Annotated in this window: 8 protein-coding genes; 3 read left to right on the top strand and 5 right to left on the bottom strand. The window is 35.5% G+C overall.

Annotated elements, in window-relative coordinates; genetic code table 11:
* The first annotated feature begins 38 nt into the window (after nucleotides 1–38).
* Together KMW28_RS05250 and KMW28_RS05245 are read left to right on the top strand one after the other, a co-directional pair.
* Complete coding sequence (locus KMW28_RS05250; RefSeq protein ID WP_169664450.1) at nucleotides 39–4,052, top strand: AAA domain-containing protein; 4,014 nt, start codon at nucleotides 39–41, stop codon at nucleotides 4,050–4,052.
* 90 nt (nucleotides 4,053–4,142) lie between these two features.
* Nucleotides 4,143–4,427, top strand: coding sequence for a hypothetical protein (locus KMW28_RS05245; RefSeq protein WP_169664449.1), 285 nt, complete (start codon nucleotides 4,143–4,145; stop codon nucleotides 4,425–4,427).
* 157 nt (nucleotides 4,428–4,584) lie between these two features.
* Here KMW28_RS05245 and KMW28_RS05240 read toward each other — a convergent pair whose 3' ends face one another.
* Nucleotides 4,585–4,914: a thioredoxin family protein gene (locus KMW28_RS05240; protein ID WP_169664448.1), complete on the bottom strand. Its 330-nt coding sequence runs from the start codon at nucleotides 4,912–4,914 to the stop codon at nucleotides 4,585–4,587.
* Nucleotides 4,915–5,490: 576 nt separating this feature from the next.
* On the opposite strand from KMW28_RS05240, the gene KMW28_RS05235 reads away from it, so the two are divergent.
* Nucleotides 5,491–6,969 (top strand): Do family serine endopeptidase, encoded by a 1,479-nt coding sequence (locus KMW28_RS05235; protein ID WP_205958188.1) that lies wholly within the window; start codon nucleotides 5,491–5,493, stop codon nucleotides 6,967–6,969.
* A 653-nt stretch (nucleotides 6,970–7,622) separates the two neighbouring features.
* On the opposite strand, the gene KMW28_RS05230 is transcribed toward KMW28_RS05235, so the two are convergent.
* The 4 genes from KMW28_RS05230 to KMW28_RS05215 all read right to left on the bottom strand — a co-directional run bounded on the left by KMW28_RS05230 (nucleotide 7,623) and on the right by KMW28_RS05215 (nucleotide 18,450).
* The gene (locus KMW28_RS05230) at nucleotides 7,623–9,023 is read right to left on the bottom strand and encodes an MFS transporter (protein ID WP_066209578.1); all 1,401 of its coding nucleotides are present in this window, start codon (nucleotides 9,021–9,023) and stop codon (nucleotides 7,623–7,625) included.
* Nucleotides 9,024–9,238: 215 nt separating this feature from the next.
* The gene (locus tag KMW28_RS05225; protein ID WP_169664447.1) at nucleotides 9,239–9,913 is read right to left on the bottom strand and encodes a recombinase family protein; all 675 of its coding nucleotides are present in this window, start codon (nucleotides 9,911–9,913) and stop codon (nucleotides 9,239–9,241) included.
* 138 nt (nucleotides 9,914–10,051) lie between these two features.
* The gene (locus tag KMW28_RS05220; RefSeq protein WP_066209583.1) at nucleotides 10,052–10,762 is read right to left on the bottom strand and encodes a Crp/Fnr family transcriptional regulator; all 711 of its coding nucleotides are present in this window, start codon (nucleotides 10,760–10,762) and stop codon (nucleotides 10,052–10,054) included.
* Nucleotides 10,763–10,935: 173 nt separating this feature from the next.
* Nucleotides 10,936–18,450 carry a S8 family serine peptidase gene (locus tag KMW28_RS05215; protein WP_169664446.1) on the bottom strand — a complete coding sequence of 2,505 codons (7,515 nt, stop codon included), beginning with the start codon at nucleotides 18,448–18,450 and terminating at the stop codon, nucleotides 10,936–10,938.
* Between the last annotated feature and the right edge of the window lie 234 nt (nucleotides 18,451–18,684).

Below are 18,684 nucleotides of genomic sequence, written 5' to 3'. Positions count from 1 at the left end.
AAAGATTCTTAATTGAACCAATAAAATAGAAGTAAACTGTGCAAAAGACCTTAAAGACCTATCAAAAAAGATTGGCTAATCTATCTGCTAGAAATAAATCTTTGTATTTGCCAAAAGCATATACAGGTCAGTATGTAGATCTTGCTCACTTGGATCATTTATTAAATTTCCCTTCCATAGAAATTATTCAACAATTAATTCGTGGAAAGAAAAATATTCCCATTTGTCCAGTGGCAGATAGTCGGGATGCTCAAGCCAATAAAGCAAGTGCACAGTTGCGTAAGGTGGGTAAAACGGCCAAGTTTGTTCTCGAAGAAGGTGGTCGACACGATTTATTCCTGGGCTATCCTTTCGTTCATGGTCGTTTAATGACTGGAGGAAATTTAAGAGGACCACTTCTATTTTTTCCTATCCGTTTAGTGGTAGATAATAACAATTGGATCCTTCAATTAAGAGAAGATACCGAGGTTACTTTCAATAAAACGCTTCTTTTAGCCATCTCGCATCACAACAATGTGCGTTTCTCTGATGATTTCTTAGAGATGACATTTGAGGAATTCCCTAAAGACCCTCAAGAGTTTTTGGTAAAATTATACCATACGCTAGAAGACTCGAATCTTGAACTTAATTTCAATCAAGATACTTTTGGAGAATTTATCAAAGAGTTTGAGCATTTGAAAAAAGCACACTTTACCGATACCTACGGTGAAGGTCAGATGAAAATCTTCTCAGAAGCTCTCATCGGGATATTTCCTCAATCAGATAGCTATTTGATGCCCGATTATGACAATCTATTGGAAAATTACGCCATCAAAGATTTGGAAGAGTTCTTTGGAAACTCCGAAGATCATTTAGATGAATTGGGATTGTCGGAAACTTTTGGAGGAAAGGCACATCAAGAAGAAGAGTTGCTTTCTCCTTATCCAATGGACGCTTCTCAAGAAAAAGTGGTTAAGGAAATAAAAGCGGGACACTCTGTGGTGGTACAAGGCCCTCCGGGTAGTGGTAAATCACAATTAATTTGTAACCTAATTGCCGATTTCACTACGAGAGGTAAAAACGTTTTGGTAATTTCTCAAAAACGTGCCGCCTTGGATGTGGTGTACAAAAGAATGAAACAAATTCAGTTAGGGACTTTCTGTGCGATGGTGCACGATCATCGTTATGATAGAGGGTACATCTATCAGAAAATGAAAGACCAAATTGATGCTTTAGATAAATTTAAAGAGGACAATAATAGCCTTGGGGCAATGCAATTGGAAAGGAATTTTGCTCTTCGCTCCAAACAAATTGATAGTGCCTTAACCCAATTAAACGAATTTAGAGCAGCACTTTTTGACACCCAAGAATGTGGTGTTTCAGCCAAAGAACTTTATTTAAGGTGTGATCTTAAAGCACCTCACACTCACCTCAAGGGTTGTTATCAACAATTTGAGTTGGAAAAAGTAGGTGAATATAAAAAGCGTTTAAAAACTTACTTAAAGTTTGGCAGTAAGCTAGACCACGAAGATTATACCTGGAAAGACCGTATTCCTTTCAATCATTTTGAAGGAAACGCTTTAACAGATATGATGGAAATTCTCGATGAAATTATTCCATTTAGAGACGAAATAGTCGAAAAAATTGAAGAGAATATCCAAGTAAAACTCTCTTTTGATGAATGCCTCTGGATCTCTAAACAAGAAGAACAGGTAAACAAATTTATGCAAATGATCTCCGATCCTTTAGTATATAAAATGTTCAATGCCATGATCAAAAAAAGAGGTCGAGTGCCGACGATTCAAGATTGGAGTAATCATCAAAGAGGCTGTATGTCTTCTTTCTCACATAAGGGAACTCAAATCGAAAAAACTTTAAAAGATCAGGAATTAGGAGATGTAATTCAATGGGTAAACGATGCCATTGGTAATCGTTCAAATCCGTTATTGATCGTAAAATGGCAATTCTCGAAATACAAGAAATTTGTCCTTGAACTACTTCAAAAAAATCAGCTTCCTAATACCGTAAAAGGTCTTCAACAATTAAGAGAACGTTTGGAGAATAGAATGAACTTAACCCATCAGAAAAATGATATGAAGAAGTATCAGTGGTTAAGGGAATTCCCAGAAGAATTAGAAGCAGAAGCTTGGGAAGAGTGGTTTAAAGCGGGATTAAATGCCATTGAAGCAAGAAAAATATATGTCTCACTTCGTTCTAGCGTACAATTTATTGAGTTGTATAATTTTAGTTACGACGAGCTTTGGACAAAAATTGATATCCTTTTCAAAACCATCAATAGGATTATCCCAGTAAGACAGCATTGGGAAAAATACCTCTCTCATTTAGAGATTGAAGACATCTTAAATGATAAAGTTGATATCGATAAAATGAAAGAAACTTTAGAAGAGGATTTCGACGAGATTTGTCGCTTTGATGCTTTAAAAGAATCTTTCCAACCCCACGAATGGGCTGCCCTCCGTTTGATCGATGGACACATGGACGGCATGCACAAATACCCAATTGATGAGGTGCTTGCGTATTTCGATAATAGTGTCAACATCAGTTGGTTGTACCATATTGAGACCAAACACCCTGTATTGCGTATTGTTTCCAACGGAGCTTTAGAACAATTAGAGGAAAATCTTCAGGAAGCAATTCTTGAAAAAAGATCCATTGCCAATGATATGACTTTGGTTCGTCTTAAAGAACGTACTTACGATAAAGTAGAATATAATCGATTGAATAATCGTGTCACTTATCGCGATCTATATCATCAAGTAAATAAAAAGCGAGCGATTTGGCCGCTCCGCAAAACATTCCATAAGTTCCAAGATGAGATTTTGGATTTATTGCCGTGTTGGTTAACATCGCCAGAAGCAGCATCTGCTATTTTCCCTTTAATTCCATTTTTCGATTTAGTCATCTTTGATGAAGCTTCCCAATGTTTTGCAGAAAAAGGAATTCCTGCCATGTACCGCGGAACTCAAGTGGCCATTTTGGGAGATTCACAACAACTTCCACCATTTGATTTATACAAGCCAAGATGGGAAGAAGATGATGATTTCGATTTAGATCCTGCTTTGGAAGTCGATTCCCTTTTAGATTTGGGTAAACAATTCTTATCCGAACATTATCTAATGGGACACTACAGAAGTGAATCTTTCGATTTAATTGATTTCTCCAATCGTTATTTCTATAAAAATAAACTTCGATTTATTCCTTATTTCGACAAGATGGACAAACATGACACTGGCATTTCCTTCCATCATGTAGAAAATGGAGAATGGAAAAAAGGAGTGAATCAAGAAGAGGCTGTAGCAGTGGTAAAGAAAGCAAAAAAACTAGTGGACGATGGAGAGAAAAGTATTGGCATTATCACTTTTAACCACAAACAGCAAGAGCTTATTCAAGAAATTATGGATCGTATCAACGTCAATTGGCCAAAAGATATGATTGTAAAGAATATAGAAAACATTCAGGGAGACGAGAGAGATCACATTTTGATTTCTGTGACTTATGCTCCTAATGATAAAGGCAAGTTGAATTTACAGTTTGGAGTACTGAACCAAGAAGGTGGAGAACGACGTTTGAATGTTGCCATTACTAGAGCCAGAAAGAAAGAATATGTTTTTAGTAGTATCATGGCACATCAGTTAAAGACGGAGGAAACGAAAAACGAAGGGCCAAAAATGCTAAAAGAATTCTTACATTTTGCTTTTGAAGTAGGAGATAAAGGATATCAGCCTTCGAGCTATGTAGACGATCAATGGAAGTATGGTAAAACGCTCAAAGAAGAAATAGGACATCAAACAGATACGGTGGAAATGATGCCTTTCTCTGCTTTAACCGTGATGGAAAAAGAGACACCAATAGGCTTATTGATGACAGACGACGAAAATTATCATCAGTTTATTTCTACAAAAGAAGCACACGGCTATTTTCCTATTGAACTGAAAAAGAAAGGATGGAACTTTGGTCGTTTCTATAGCCGAAACTTATGGAAGAATCAGAAGAAGTTTAAAAAATATGTTGGCGAATTTATAGATAATCTAGAGAATGAACGTTTTATGTAGATTGTTAAAACCAAGTTAAGGAATAGAGTTTATGTATCTATTGTTGGATATTCAACGTATTTTTAATCTGAAACAAAACCTATTTACCCTATGATAAAAAAGATTTTACTAATGGTATTGACTTCATTATTGATCGGATTCACTGCTTTTGCAGAAGATGAGCATCAGGTGAAGATCAAGGGTAAAGCACCCATCTACAAGGTGATTGATGGTAAGATGAAAAAAGTAAGTCACTTACCTAAAAACACACATATAGTAGTAAAAACGGATCCTCATATTAAGGGGAAACAAGAATATAAAGCGAAAGTGAATTACCACATGACTGAATGTGGACATTTGATATCGAGTAGATATCTTTTGAAAGTAGCACAGTAACAAAAAAGGATTCCCAATTTATTTGAGAATCCTTTTTTGTTAATTGTACTTTTTGTCGTTTTCAAAACGCTTGATCGAAGCCGTACAACAACCGTTATTTTGTGTACGTTTTTGAGAATAAAGCTTTTCTAGCCATGTTAAAAGCTTGTTAAAATATTTATTCATTGATCATATTTTTTAATTGTTGAATAGGTACAATTCCATGTGCCCTACCCGACTCTATATTATCTACTACACCTACAAAATAGGGAATACCCTTAATCTTATATTGATCGGCAATATCCTTAAACTTTTCTGGATCTACTTTAACTACGATAGCCTTTCCCTCTAATTCGAAAGTAAGGTTCGCAATTGTTCCTTCCATTACACGGCACGGAGGACACCAATCGGTAGAAAAATCTAAAATCACTTTTTGGTTGTTATCAAGGATTTCTCTCAAGTGATTATTATTTCTAAGCTGAATCAATTTGGTTGGTAACGTAAACATTTTTATAAAATACCTTTTTGTACATTATTTATCTCAAAATCAGTACAAAAACTATAATCACAAATATAAAGGATTAGAATGTCTTATTTTATGTCAGAATGACAATAAATGAAAAGGACAATTTGACAAAACTTAAATAATATAAAAAAAACAAGGCTCGCTAATAAACGAGCCCTGTTTCAATTTACACCCAAACTTTAAACACTATGAAAATTGATCTGCCCTTTCGGACAGAAACTCTCAGTTCTATAACAATACTTTTTAAAAAAGTATATTATTACCATAAGCAGCCCAAAACGCAAGGTTTATTTGACTTATCCGCTTATGATATTACAAATGTGAGGTATTTTTTACAATTAAAAATTGATGCCTGTCACCATATTTATATGATAATTCGTAAAATTGCGGATGTTAAAATTTATTATCATTTATTCAATTACCTTGATAAAAACTTTTAACGTAATAACTTTTGTATGGAGTTTGTTTTACATGCTGAATACTAGTGTACAATAAAGTGATGAACAAAACCGGAATCACTTTAGTTAAATTAAAAACGAGATTATAGACTATCTTATCATGAAAAAACAATTTTTATCAATGATGGCAGCTTCTGTATTGGGTGGTGTCATTACGATTGGAGCTTACACTACATTTTTCGCTCCTCAACAAATCGTGACGAAAAATGAAGTTGAAAAGAGTGTAGCATTTACGAATTACGAAAATACGGTTGACCGAAAAGACTATGTCGTTCCTGAAGGGATGAATTTTATTAAAGCAGCAGAAAAAGCTACTCCTGCTGTAGTTCACATTAAAACATATGTTGATTTTTCTAACAGGCCTTCTAGAAGTACGCCTCGTTTCTTCCATGATTTCTTTGGAGAGCCTAGAAGTGGTGAAGGACAACTTGGATCTGGTTCTGGTGTAATCCTCACTGCTGATGGATATATTGCCACAAACAACCACGTTATTGAAGGAGCTTCTAAAATTGAAGTAGTATTAGAAGACAAGCATGTTTATACAGCAGAATTAGTAGGCACCGATCCAACAACAGATTTGGCCTTATTGAAAATTAAACCAGAAAACAATTTAGATTTTCTAGCTTTTGGAAATTCAGACAATGTTAAAGTCGGTGAATGGGTTTTAGCCGTGGGAAACCCTTACGAACTTACTTCTACAGTTACTGCAGGTATTGTCAGTGCTAAAGCGAGAAACATTAATATATTAAGATCGAAAACAAATTTATCTGTCGAATCATTTATTCAAACAGATGCTGCTGTTAACCCAGGTAACTCTGGTGGTGCATTAGTTGACTTAAACGGTGCATTGATTGGTATCAATACTGCTATTGCCTCTAAAACAGGGTCGTTTACAGGATATTCTTTTGCTGTACCTTCTGAGTTGGTTAAAAAGGTGATGGATGACCTTAGAGAATACGGTGCGGTGCAAAGAGCTTTAATAGGAGTTCAGATTCAGGATGTAGATCAAAAAATCGCAGACGAAGCTGGGCTTGATAAAATCGCTGGTGTTGCTGTTGTCGATGTAAGTCCACAAGGAGCTGCTGAAGAAGCGGGTATTGAGGCAGGTGACATCATTGTAAAAATTAATGAAGAGGAAATTGAAACAGTTTCAGAACTTCAAGAAATTATTGCAAGAAGACGACCTGGTGATCAAGTAAATGTAACTGTTAGCAGAAAAGGTAAGTTGAAAGATTTTGAGGTGAAATTGAAAAACACAATGAATACTACAGATATTGTGAAAGCACCGAAAAATTCGAGTGAAGCCATTGCTGCATTATCTGCAGAGGTACAACCAATTTCTGATAAACAAGCGAATGCATTAGGAATTAAAGGTGGTTTGGCTATAACAAAGCTCGTACCTAATGGTAAACTTTATAATGCAGGAATAAAAGAAGGTTTTATTATTACTTACGTCGATCGTGAACCGGTTCGTTCGTTAGATGACCTTGGAGTTGCCCTAAGAGGGAAGTCAGGAGGTATTTTAATTGAAGGAATTTATCCAAATGGCGAAAGAGAGTACGTAGGAATTGGATTATAACAAAACAGTTATTAAATTGCACGATATATACAGAGCTAATATGTATATGTCGTGTAATTTATAATTCAACCAGCAAGATTTAGAAAAAAAAATTACATATTTTCATTTGTTAACTTTATTATTGAAACTTTTTACCCCTATATTAGCGTTTGTATAATTGAAGATCAAGAAAAAGAAATTCGTAACAGTTAATATCAATTTAATGGTAATTAACTAATTACATAAGATACAATAGTTTGCTTTAAGTAATGGGGAAAGGGTATTCGCGATGCGGGTTCCCTTCTTTTTTGTCTATACTTTTTTAAACACACTATTTTATTAACTCATATAACAATGCTCAGACAATTTTTAAAAATTAATTCAGAGCAATTATAATTATCAAAATTCACCTCCTTTTCTGTTTATTATTCTTTACTTTCCAGCATAATAATAAATATGATTTCTTCTTCACAGAATAGCTTGAGATTAGTAACTATACTCATCGTTTTATAATCCCTCATCTTCTACATAAACATAAAAAAAAAGCAGCTTTCCTCCAGTAGAAGAAAGCTGCTATTTATTGGAATAATAAGAGTATTTAATTTGCACCGATGTGCTAAAATTCGGAACACTAATAATTTTTGTTTGTTAGATATATAATATTTCTAATGATACTAGATAGCTACCTGAGGAGCTCCGTCGTTATCATTGTAACTATTTCTTTCTTTTTCTTCAGCTCTTAATTTAGCTTCGAATTCTTCTAATTTCTTTTGTTCTGCAACTGCAGCAGCTTCGTCCTCTGGAGAGAACTTCACTAATAAACCTAAGAAGCCTACTGCTGCGACAACGAAACCAAAGGCGAAGAATGCATCTTGTAATGAAGATCCGCTTCTAAGTAAGTACTGAGCATATAATACTGCACCTACATTACCACCTGCACCTACAATACCAGATACAGCTCCTAAAGCTTTTCTATTAATAAATGGAACTACAGAGTAAGTTGCTCCTTCCGCCATTTGAACGAATAGAGAGAAGAATACCATACTTGCAATGGCAAATCCTAATACGTCCATTTGTGAGAACAATAGAAGGGCAATACCCTCTGCAACCACAACATATACTAATATTTTTACACGACCATTTAGACCGGAGTTCTTAGCGAATTTATCAGCAATCCAACCACCTGTTGAACGAGCAAACAAGTTCATTGCTCCGAAGAACAATACTACCACACCTGCTGCTTCCTGACTTAAACTAAATTTTGTTTGATAATACGTAGAGGCTTTACCTGTTACAAAAAGTTCCATACCGAAACATCCTGCATACATCAAGAATAAGATCCAAACTCTTCTATCATTCACTGCAGATAAGAATAAACTCTTCTCTCCTTTCTTTGCTTGTGGTCTTTCGTTTGGAAGATCTTCATAATTTCCTTTAGGGCAATCAGTCGTATATTTCCAGTATAAGAAAGCAACGAATAACATAATTGCAGCTGGAATCCACATCGCAATTCTCCAAGACTCATTCGCTTCGGCTAAACCAAAAGCAACAACACCAGAAGCAATTAATGGCATAGTAGCGTTTGTAACACCACCACCTAAGTTACCCCAACCTGCTGTAGTAGCATTGGCGATACCAATTACATTAGGAGCAAACATTACCGAAGTATGGTACTGTGTAATAACGAATGAGGCTCCAATTACACCAATAGCTAAACGAGATAATAAATACGTTTCCCAAGTAGTTGCAAAAGATGAACCTGCTACTGCAAATGCACCAAATACTAATAGGTAAACATAACTTTTTCTTGGACCGATTTTATCACAAAGGTTACCAATTCCCAAACGAGCAAAAATCGTAACACCAACTGAAGCAATAAATGCAAGTGTTTTTTGATCTTTTGTTAAGTCCAAGTCAGGACCAATTGTTGAATGTAGTAATGGTGCATGTGAGAACCATCCGAAGAAACATAAAAAGAATGCGATCCAGCTTAGGTGAAAAGTTCGCATTTGAATGCTGCTAAAGTCTAACAAGTTAATTCTTGTAGCCTTTTCTGTTGATGTGATTGACTTCATTTTTACGTATTACCTAGTTTTCTGATGTATTACGAAGACAATACTACGTATTAATACTTAATTTTAAAAATTTATACGTAATTTTTTACGTAATTTCATTGATGTAGCTAAGAATTACGTAAAAAAAAGAGGGAGCTCAATAATTAATGAGTTCACCTCTAACTTTATTTTTATGATCAAACGTATTATAATACGCTTAATTTTATAGCATATCTTTAAATAGAAGCCATTTCAGCTTCATTAACTTCAATAGTATTATTATCAGCAGCAGATGTATTTTGAATTTCAAGAGCTTCTTGTTGTTGTTCTGCATTAAACTCTCTCAGTCTTTTTCGAACTCTAGACACTTGAGTTTTACCCACACCCGTAAGTTCTGATATTTCTTTAGTAGTTAAACCTGACTGTAAAGCTTCGATTACATCTTTGTTTCTCTCCGACCAACGTTCAAAATTCATCTTACGTCCTTTCTTCCCTCCTTTGTACTTACCTTCTGCTTTTGCTCTTGCAATACCCTCTACAGTTTTTTCCTGAACTTGATATTCTTTCATATGCAATAACGTCTTTATTGCACTAATGACACTTTTCACACCTGCATTAGCATGTGCTTCTTCTACATCAAATTTTTGAATATTAATAGTAGCATTAGTTTTTAAAAGTGCCTCCAAGCCTTGAAGTATATCTACAGGGTTATCTCCTAGTTTATCGATATCACCAATGTTTAAAACATCATCTTCACCAAGAATTTCTAATAATTCTTGTGCTCTAGGACGCTCTATAAAAGGAAGAGTAACAGGGCATTTTTCAATAAAAAGTTTTCCCTTAGCCTTTGCTTGTTGTTGGATTTTTGCAGTTGCAACGGGTGAAATACGAAGATATGTATAAATTGCCATACGTATTGTTTGCTATTATGTGAGGTTAAAAAAACACATTTTAGAGTATGAATTTGAAAACACATTTTAATGAAAAAAATTCAGTTTACAATAGAATAGCTGTTACATTTTTTATTTTTTTCACGAACACTCTGAAAACTAACTATCTAGGAAAAAGTTATGTTCAGCAATTTCTCTTTTCAATTTTTCTAAATTGATGATGCCTATTTTCTTCCCTTCAGCGATCAAAATTTTCTCTTTCTTAAGAGATGAAATTACACGAATCACTTGCTCATCGGTTGTACCTGCAAAGTCGGCAATCTCCTTTCGTGATAATTGGATGTTTAATAAGTTTTTTGTTTGCCCAAATTTTCTATTGATATACAAAATAGCATCAATAACCTTCTCCCTTACTGTCATCTGAGCGATCTTCTTTACTTTATTTTCAGATCGATTAAGCTCATCCGCATAAAATAACATCATGGCATAACAAAGGGAAGGTACTTTCTTCAGCATTTCCATAATGGTATCTGTAGAAAAATTACACAATACCACATCTTCTATAGCTACCGCACTAATATGATAAAACTGACCTACTCCAAAGCCTCTGTGACCAATAATTTCTCCATCATGACAAAGACGTACAATTTGCTCTTTTCCATTTATTCCTGTTTTTCCCACTTTCACTTTTCCTTGCTGTACAAAATACAACCCATGAACAGGTGCTCCTTCTAAGATGAAAGGTTGACCTTTCTTAGCTTTGAGGCTTAATTTTTTTTCTAAAAATGGAGCAGCTTCCTCTCCCATTGCGTTTTGTTTTATAATGCAATTAGAGTTTGTGCAAGAGATACAGTCAACTTTAGTATTCATTTGTTAGCGAATTTCGAAGTAAGTTCTACGTAATTATACTTAAATAGATTATTAAATCCTATTTTTTGTATAAGATAATTTCTTAGGAAACTGATTTTCAACAAAATTGTTATTCCATAAAAAGGCCTCCTCACAAAGTGAGGAGGCCAAACTATTTATATTCTAGCTAATTATTATTGCTTAATTAACTTGTTATAACCAACAAACTGATTGTCTACCATAATAGCGTAGATATACATTCCTGTATTCAATTTTGTCGCATTGTATTCTACATTTTGAACACCTGAAGATAATGTACCTGCATTAAGTCTTTCAACTAAACCACCATTCATATTGTAAATTGCAATACTCACATCACCTTGTTCTTTAAGAAGGAATGAGATAGTTGTCTCAGTAATTACTGGGTTAGGGAAGTTCTTCACTTCTGACACCAATACGTCTTGGTCAATTGAAGTAATATCTTCCTCTTCTTCAATACCAACAATATTTACTTCAATAGTTTGAATTGTTGACTCACCATTAGCATCTGTTGCCATTACAGCGACCTCTGTAGTTCCAATAGAAATACCTGCCATAAAGAAATCTTCACCTGCCATAGTTGCTACTGCAATACCATGATTTTGTGCTGCGATCTCAAACGTCATTAAATCTCCATCTTCATCCATAAAGAACTCATCTGTTGCATATGTAAAGTTTTCCCCAACTTTCATTTCCATCACTTCCTCACCAATATACATAGGAGCTCTGTTGATAAGATTAACATTAACAATCACTTCATGTGTTGATATGCCATCTAACTCATCCGTTGCTGTTACATAGAATTTAATCATTTCTCCATCAGAATATTTTGGAGCAATTGTCACACGGTATTTACCTTCTACTTCTTCTGCTGTTATAGCATCAGACGAAGTCTCAATACCATAAACAATAGCATGATCTTCTCTATCTGTAGCTTCAAACTCAATTGTTTGCTCAGTCAATACATCCATATCTATAGTTGATACTGGATCGATAAATGATGGTGAAGCATTTTTTCTTAGCGTTACTAAGAATTCAACCTCAGGTTGAGATGGATCATTTGTATAAGCTTTCACAGAAGCAAAGTTATCTGCTTTAAAAGCATAGGATGCATCCAATGATACTTTAAAAGATGCAGTTGCATTAAGATCCAATTGACCTCCTTCTGAATCAATTTCTATCCAAGTACCTTTTATCGGGTTCTTAGCCATTGCTTTGTTCACCCATCGTAAGCCAGACCAAGATGCATCAGTAGTTATATCCACAAACCCTTCATCCGTATAGATATAGAACGTAGAAGAAATATTTGGATCCTCAACAACAATACCTTGAGGATATTCTACACCTTGATCATATGTAAATACCACAAAGAACTTCTCTCCTGGGAAGAATGTAATCTCCTCTCCTAAATCAAATACTTGATAATCTCCTTCTGAATCTGTCCCCAAAGTCTCCGTTGGGAAAACATTTTCATAGACCTCAGTTGCACTATTAATAGAGCCACCTGCTAAGATATTCACTTTGATATTTCCGTTATCCTTACCAAATGGACGGTAGAATGTTTCCACATGAGATAAGTTAAATCCTTCTGATGGAGCTACAAATGCAGTTGCTATTGTCATTGCATCTCCTCCATAACCTACAGCTGTAGTAGGAACAACTTCATCAGTGTACTTAAGTATTGAATGGAAATCGTCTTCATTGGCTACTGACATTGTTGAGAAGTTGTGCATTGTAGAAGAAGTCGCACCAAATGACATAATGTCTCCTCCTTCAGGTGCCTCCATCTCAGAACCGTCTCTATTAAAATCAATTTCTAAAGTGTAATCTAACATAGACTTACCACCTTCATTAGAAACAGTCACCATAAACTCATCTTTGTATTGAGGATCTAAAGAAGTGAATTCTTTATCTGTACCATCCCAAGAGAATTTCGATGGCTCATAACCATTAGCAATAATGTTTACGTTGTGCTCCATTCCATCAACATCAACTGCTGTTAGTACATCATTGATATTACCTGAAGTTGTTGCTGTTAACATTGCTCTGAATTCCAAAGCATCACCTGGGTGAACTGTCATTGGGAAGTTCCATAACATGTTAATATCTGTCCAATAAGTTTCAGGACCCCAGAAACCATCCACTACCTCTTTCAATTCAACAACTGATTGTGTGTCATCATTTAATTTAAAGCTATTGATAGTAACATCTTTAGAGCCTGTATTTTTAAATTGGAAGTATTCTGTGTTAGTGACTCCAGCTCCAGCGACAACTTCACCAAAATCAACATCATCAGCACCGAATATTACTTCACCTTCTACATTTACTTGAACAGGGATAGAAATTTCTTCCTTACCTGGAGTAATATTTTGGAAAGTAAGGTTGGTATTGTAAGTACCGTCCATTAATTCAGAAGCATCCACTTTGAATTTCAATGTTTTTGATGTTCCTGCAGCAATTGTCATTTTATGAGCTGGTACATATTCTACAACCAAACGATCTTTGATAATAGCGGCTCCATAAGCAACTTTAGCTGCTGAAGTACCATCTTCGTTTTCAAGACCAATTGTTGTCATGTTCGACCATCCGTCTACACCATTCTGGTTTTCCACTTTGTACTGCATTTTCACTGTACCGTCTCTAAAGAACACAGTCTGACATGTAACAAAACCACCAAAGAAGGCAAAGTTATGTTGATATCTTGAGTGAGTGATCACAACTTTCTCTTCGTCTGCATGCATGAAAATACCTTTGATTTCAGATGCATCCGTTGGGTTAGTAGCTCCTAACATCCAAATAGAAGAAGCGATATTGTTGATACCATCATCTAGAGGAAGGTCTGTATTAAAGATACCGTCGTACAAGTTATGTGGCTTAGATAACGCTACTACTCCTGCAAACGCAACATAAATTTCATTATATTCTTTGCCATAAAATTTTACTGGCCATGGCAAATCATATTGTTCCCACCAATGCTCATCTTCCGTTTCGAAGTGTGTAATTCTATTTTCCTCTGAGATAATATCATACCACTCGAAAGATGGTGCTTCAGGGTCATCAAAACCTTGTAATTGTTTTTGGTTTGTTCTCCAAGTATAATCAAACTCCGGTACATTGGTTACTTGAGCTTCATCTTCTACAATAGATAACCAAGAAGCGTGTCTAGGAAGGATATCTAAATCTACCAAACCATCCGTATTGTGAACAGTAATCTCAAATTCTGTTGATTCGCCATGTTTCAAGTTATATACATGGGGAGTAACATCAAGATCAATTGCTGGAGGATTAAGACCTGTACCTTTTAGATTGATTACATACTCTTTTCCATCAGAATCCATTAACGTTAAAACATCTGTAAACTCACCCGCTATAGTTGGATTAAAGTATACATTCATTTGTCTACCACTTCTTGGATTTAAAGTCATTTGCTCAAAGTCAACGGAGAAATGGGTACCGTCTGTTAGTGATGCTGAAACAATATCTGTTGATTTGTCTCCAACATTTGATAAAGCTAATAAGTGCAAGTAATTACCACCCAAAAGTTTACCTTGATAATCAACATCAGTAGTTGATAATTCGATATCAGCAGCTGTACCACCCATTACATAAACAATCACTTTAAAGTGAGAAATTGGCAAATTAGGATCATTGCTAGCAACGGCAATATTCTGAACATTCTGACCCTCAATTAATTGTGAATCATCGATATCAAAAGTGATTGTTTCCGATTGTCCTACACCAATAACCCCTTCAGCAGATGATAGGTTAGTGATGATTTTAGAACCTGGATAGTAGAATCTTACTCTCACATTTTGATTTTGATTTTCAAAAAGTGATGGTAAAGGATCACTCCATCTGTTTTCATAAACAAGAACACCATCTTCTTTTGCTGGTTCTTCGATACCTACGAAAATGCCATTAATATCCCATGAATCCACTTGTGACATATCATTATAAAGAATTTCGATATCACCTGTGGCGAACATAACTATTTGGAAAGTTGCTCCTCCAGGCCACCATGACATTTGTACATCGTTGTATTCAACAACCGTTTTATCATCATAATGCTTGATCCAAATTCCACCTCTAATACCTAAGTCAATATTTGAGAAATGCAAAGCTGAAATAAAACCATAAGGTAAATATTCATTCCCCATATTTGCCGAACTGTTAAAATTAGATGTATTATCTAAAGCGACAACACCGGCATGAGAAACATACATTTCACTTTGATACTCACCATAGAATGGGAAATCAAAATTCATTTTGATCATTTCCCAGTTTTTACTAGGATCATCAACAAACTTCTGAGCTATGTTAAAGGCTCCATCAGCCTCTTTAATAGATACAAAATTAGATGCATCTATATCTTCAAACTTCGTCCAAGAGTAACCAAACTTATGCGTCCCTTCTGGAATGTTATCAGAATAAGTTGGCATCACATAAGTAAGAGGGTATGCACCATTATTTGTAATTGTCACTTCACCGTTTCCACCGTCACCCTTGGCCATTGCAATAGTTTGCTCAAGTGGAGCAACTTCTATTTCAGCAGGTTCGCCTACCACTGCAAATAAAGAGAAAGTATGCTCAATTCCAGTACTTGAAGTAATCTTAACTTCTGCATTAGCATTACCTGCCATTGTAGGCTTAAAGTTTAAAATCAACTCACTTCTAGATCTTGCATTAATAGTGTAAGGTTGGCTAGATACTGTAAATTGAGGATCAGAAATATCAATAGAACTCACACCAAAATTACCGTAACCATAGTTTGATAAGTCAACCGATACTTCTTTCTCAAAACCTAAAATTACACTTCCAAATTCTACGATTGCCATAGATTTTATTTCAGGAAGTCTACCTCTAACTTTAACGTTCACTGGTAAAGTATATCTTTCGTTTTCTCTATCGTTTGACTCGATGTTTGAATAGAATTTATAATCACCATTGATCAATCCCATGGCATCAGCATCTACAGTAACTTCTACAGACTCACCTGGAGCAATTTCACCTGACATTGGCGAAATTTTCACAACTTCACCAAAAGAAGCATTTTTAGAAACAAGTGATTGAGTAAAAGCATAGCCTGTTGCTTCAATTGCTGTATGTAAAGGCACCCAAGTATCTCCATCATCAAAACTCATCCACTGATACATATCTGCAACATCTTCTAAACCATTTGCTGCCATTGACATTGACAATGGATATTTATTACCAGCTTTTGTTTTTACTAACAACCAAACAACACTATTTTGAGGGAAGAATACTTGTTGATCAAATTGAACATAATGTGTTTTTTGGTAATCAAGCCCCCAATCAATTGTAGCTGATGTTACTAATTTAGCCGTAGATAAATTGGGTCCTTGATATACTTCAACCTCCACTGGACCAACAGTTAACTCGTTGATAAAAATTTCAGCATCAGTTAAGTTAAAGCCTTCTTTCTGACCAATTAAGTAAGCTACTGCTGAAGTATTCGATAAAGAAAGATCTTCTTCACCAATATTGTATATTGGATGGAACCAATTAGAGTAAGTATATTGAGAATTTTCATACTCTGCTAATTCATCTTCTTCCATTGAGAATTTCTGAATAGAAGGTGCTGTTACCGTCCTTACATTGGCCACTCTTTGAGATGGATTACCTACTTGAGGGAAAGTTGTATACGATTGCCAATCATAGAAATAAGTACCTTGATTTACAGATGATTCCCAACGTAAAAGGCCTTCACCTTCGTTGTTCATCATTACTGTTTGTGTCTCCATAAGGTTAGTTCCTTCTAACATAAAATCAACTGATGTAGATGGAATCACTACTGTAGGACCGTTATTTGTTGAAGCTGAAATGATATTAGACAACCCCGATTCATTGCCCCACCTATCAAATGATTTGATCATGAAGTAATACATTTTATTGGCTTCTAAACCATCTATTTCTGAAGTATTTGATGGTACATTTTCTGCTCTTTGAGTAGATGTCATTGCTGATATATAATTATCAGCAGTAATCTCTTCTTCAGAGTAGTAAATGACATAAGATGCAGGGTAACCATCGTCTTCATCATTAGGAGTACTCCATTTTAAAGAGATAAAATTATCTGATGCTGCATCAGACATTAAATCGACAATTGCTTCAGGACCAATACCTTCATTTTTGATTAACGCTTTTGCTGCATCAATTTGGCCATATCCTAATTTCCCAACATAACTCTCGTTATATTGTTCAATATCATTAGTTGAATTAATTAATTGGTTCCAAAGTATATCAGCCGTATAAGACGGTCCTCCCAAATGTGAAACTACTAAAGCTGCAACACCAGAAACGTGTGGACAAGCCATTGATGTTCCATCCAAATAACCGTAACCATTCGAAGGTAAAGTACTCAAAACAATAGCTTCTTCTCCTCCAAAAGTTCTATCTCCACCAGGTGCTGAAATATGAATCCAATCACCATAGTTTGAGTACCAGGCTTTTTCCCATGTTGGACCTGTAGCTGCTACAGTAAGTGTTTTTTCATAGTAACCAGGCCACATTGGACCATCATAATCATCATTACCTGCCGCAAAAATAACAATACCTCCTTTCATTGGAGATCCTTCAAAATCACCTGCTTCTTCAATGAAATAATCAATGGCATCAAGCACTACTTGTTCATATGTACCAGGTGAAGTATATCCCCATGAGTTTTGAGAAATAACGGCTCCGTTATCAGCAGCATAAACATATGAAGGGGCAACATCTCCATACTGTCCGCCTAAGATTTGAAGTGTCATTAATCGAGCTCCATTTCCAGATCCATCACCACCTGCGACACCGGCAACACCTATACCATTATTACTAGTAGCTGCAACTGTACCACCTACGTGAGTACCGTGAACTTGAGCAGGAATATCTCCCGTTCTATTAGAGAACGAATAACCATATACGTCATCTACGTATCCGTTACCATCGTCGTCTATACCATTACCTGGTATTTCCCCTTCATTTATCCACATGTTTGACACAAGATCCTCGTGCTCCACATCGATACCTTCATCATGTACAGCAACTACAACATTAGACGAACCAGTTGTTTTTTCCCAAGCATCAAATAAACGAATATCTGCACCTTCTACCCAACCTGCTCTTTGCTGTGTATTGTTATAATGCCATTGTTTGTCCAACATTGGATCATTAAAATCAGAAGTCGACTGTTGAGTAGTCATTGCCTTTGCCTCTTCGAAAGTGATGGTTCTTGCCGAATAATCACCATCAACAAGCTTCTTTTCTAACATTGGCTCTGCAAATTCAACTTCTTGAATAGAAGCAAATGCATTAGTTACCGCTCTTAAATCTGACTCAGAATCAACTTCCATTTCATACCATAAGTGCAAACCATGTTTGATAAGCTTGTGTTCTGTTTTAGGATTGTATGGGAATACTCTTCTCATATTTGATGCACTAAAACGTTTAGCTGTAACATCAAAAGTTGAGATCCCTAAAGTAGAGATTCCGTTACTATTCGCTCCGAAAGATTGAAGTTGAGGTGATACATCCTCTGCAAATTTCACGCGAACAACACCCTTGGCCATACCGTTTTGGTACACCACAGGTTGAGGGGTAGACTGTGCCGACACTTCTATACCGGCAGAAACTGCCAACATAGAAAAGACGCCTACAGCAGTCTTCATCATGTAGTTCATAGTAAAGTTTAAATAATAATTATACTAGAATTGGTTAAAAAAAAGATAGTTACATCAAATCAGTTCAATTGTAAATATGTCGGTATCCTTTCTACCGATTGATGGAACGATGTTTTATCGTAAAAAAGTCTTTATTGAAGTTATAACTGATTCATAAGAGAACAGATATTTTTAAAATATTCGTAATTAAAATGAATTGGTAATTTCCCCTTCTGGGAAGACGAT

The organism is Flammeovirga yaeyamensis (assembly GCF_018736045.1).
Taxonomy (GTDB): domain Bacteria; phylum Bacteroidota; class Bacteroidia; order Cytophagales; family Flammeovirgaceae; genus Flammeovirga; species Flammeovirga yaeyamensis.
The sequence above is the reverse complement of the archived record's forward strand: the minus strand, read 5'-3'. Positions and strand labels throughout refer to the sequence as shown.

What these genes read in the sequence shown, in the direction of transcription:
- KMW28_RS05245 (WP_169664449.1), top strand. Translation starts at nt 4,143, where the DNA reads ATGATAAAAAAGATTTTACTAATGGTATTGACTTCATTATTGATCGGA.
- KMW28_RS05240 (WP_169664448.1), bottom strand. Translation starts at nt 4,914, where the DNA reads ATGTTTACGTTACCAACCAAATTGATTCAGCTTAGAAATAATAATCAC.
- KMW28_RS05235 (WP_205958188.1), top strand. Translation starts at nt 5,491, where the DNA reads ATGAAAAAACAATTTTTATCAATGATGGCAGCTTCTGTATTGGGTGGT.
- KMW28_RS05230 (WP_066209578.1), bottom strand. Translation starts at nt 9,023, where the DNA reads ATGAAGTCAATCACATCAACAGAAAAGGCTACAAGAATTAACTTGTTA.
- KMW28_RS05225 (WP_169664447.1), bottom strand. Translation starts at nt 9,913, where the DNA reads ATGGCAATTTATACATATCTTCGTATTTCACCCGTTGCAACTGCAAAA.
- KMW28_RS05220 (WP_066209583.1), bottom strand. Translation starts at nt 10,762, where the DNA reads ATGAATACTAAAGTTGACTGTATCTCTTGCACAAACTCTAATTGCATT.
- KMW28_RS05215 (WP_169664446.1), bottom strand. Translation starts at nt 18,450, where the DNA reads ATGATGAAGACTGCTGTAGGCGTCTTTTCTATGTTGGCAGTTTCTGCC.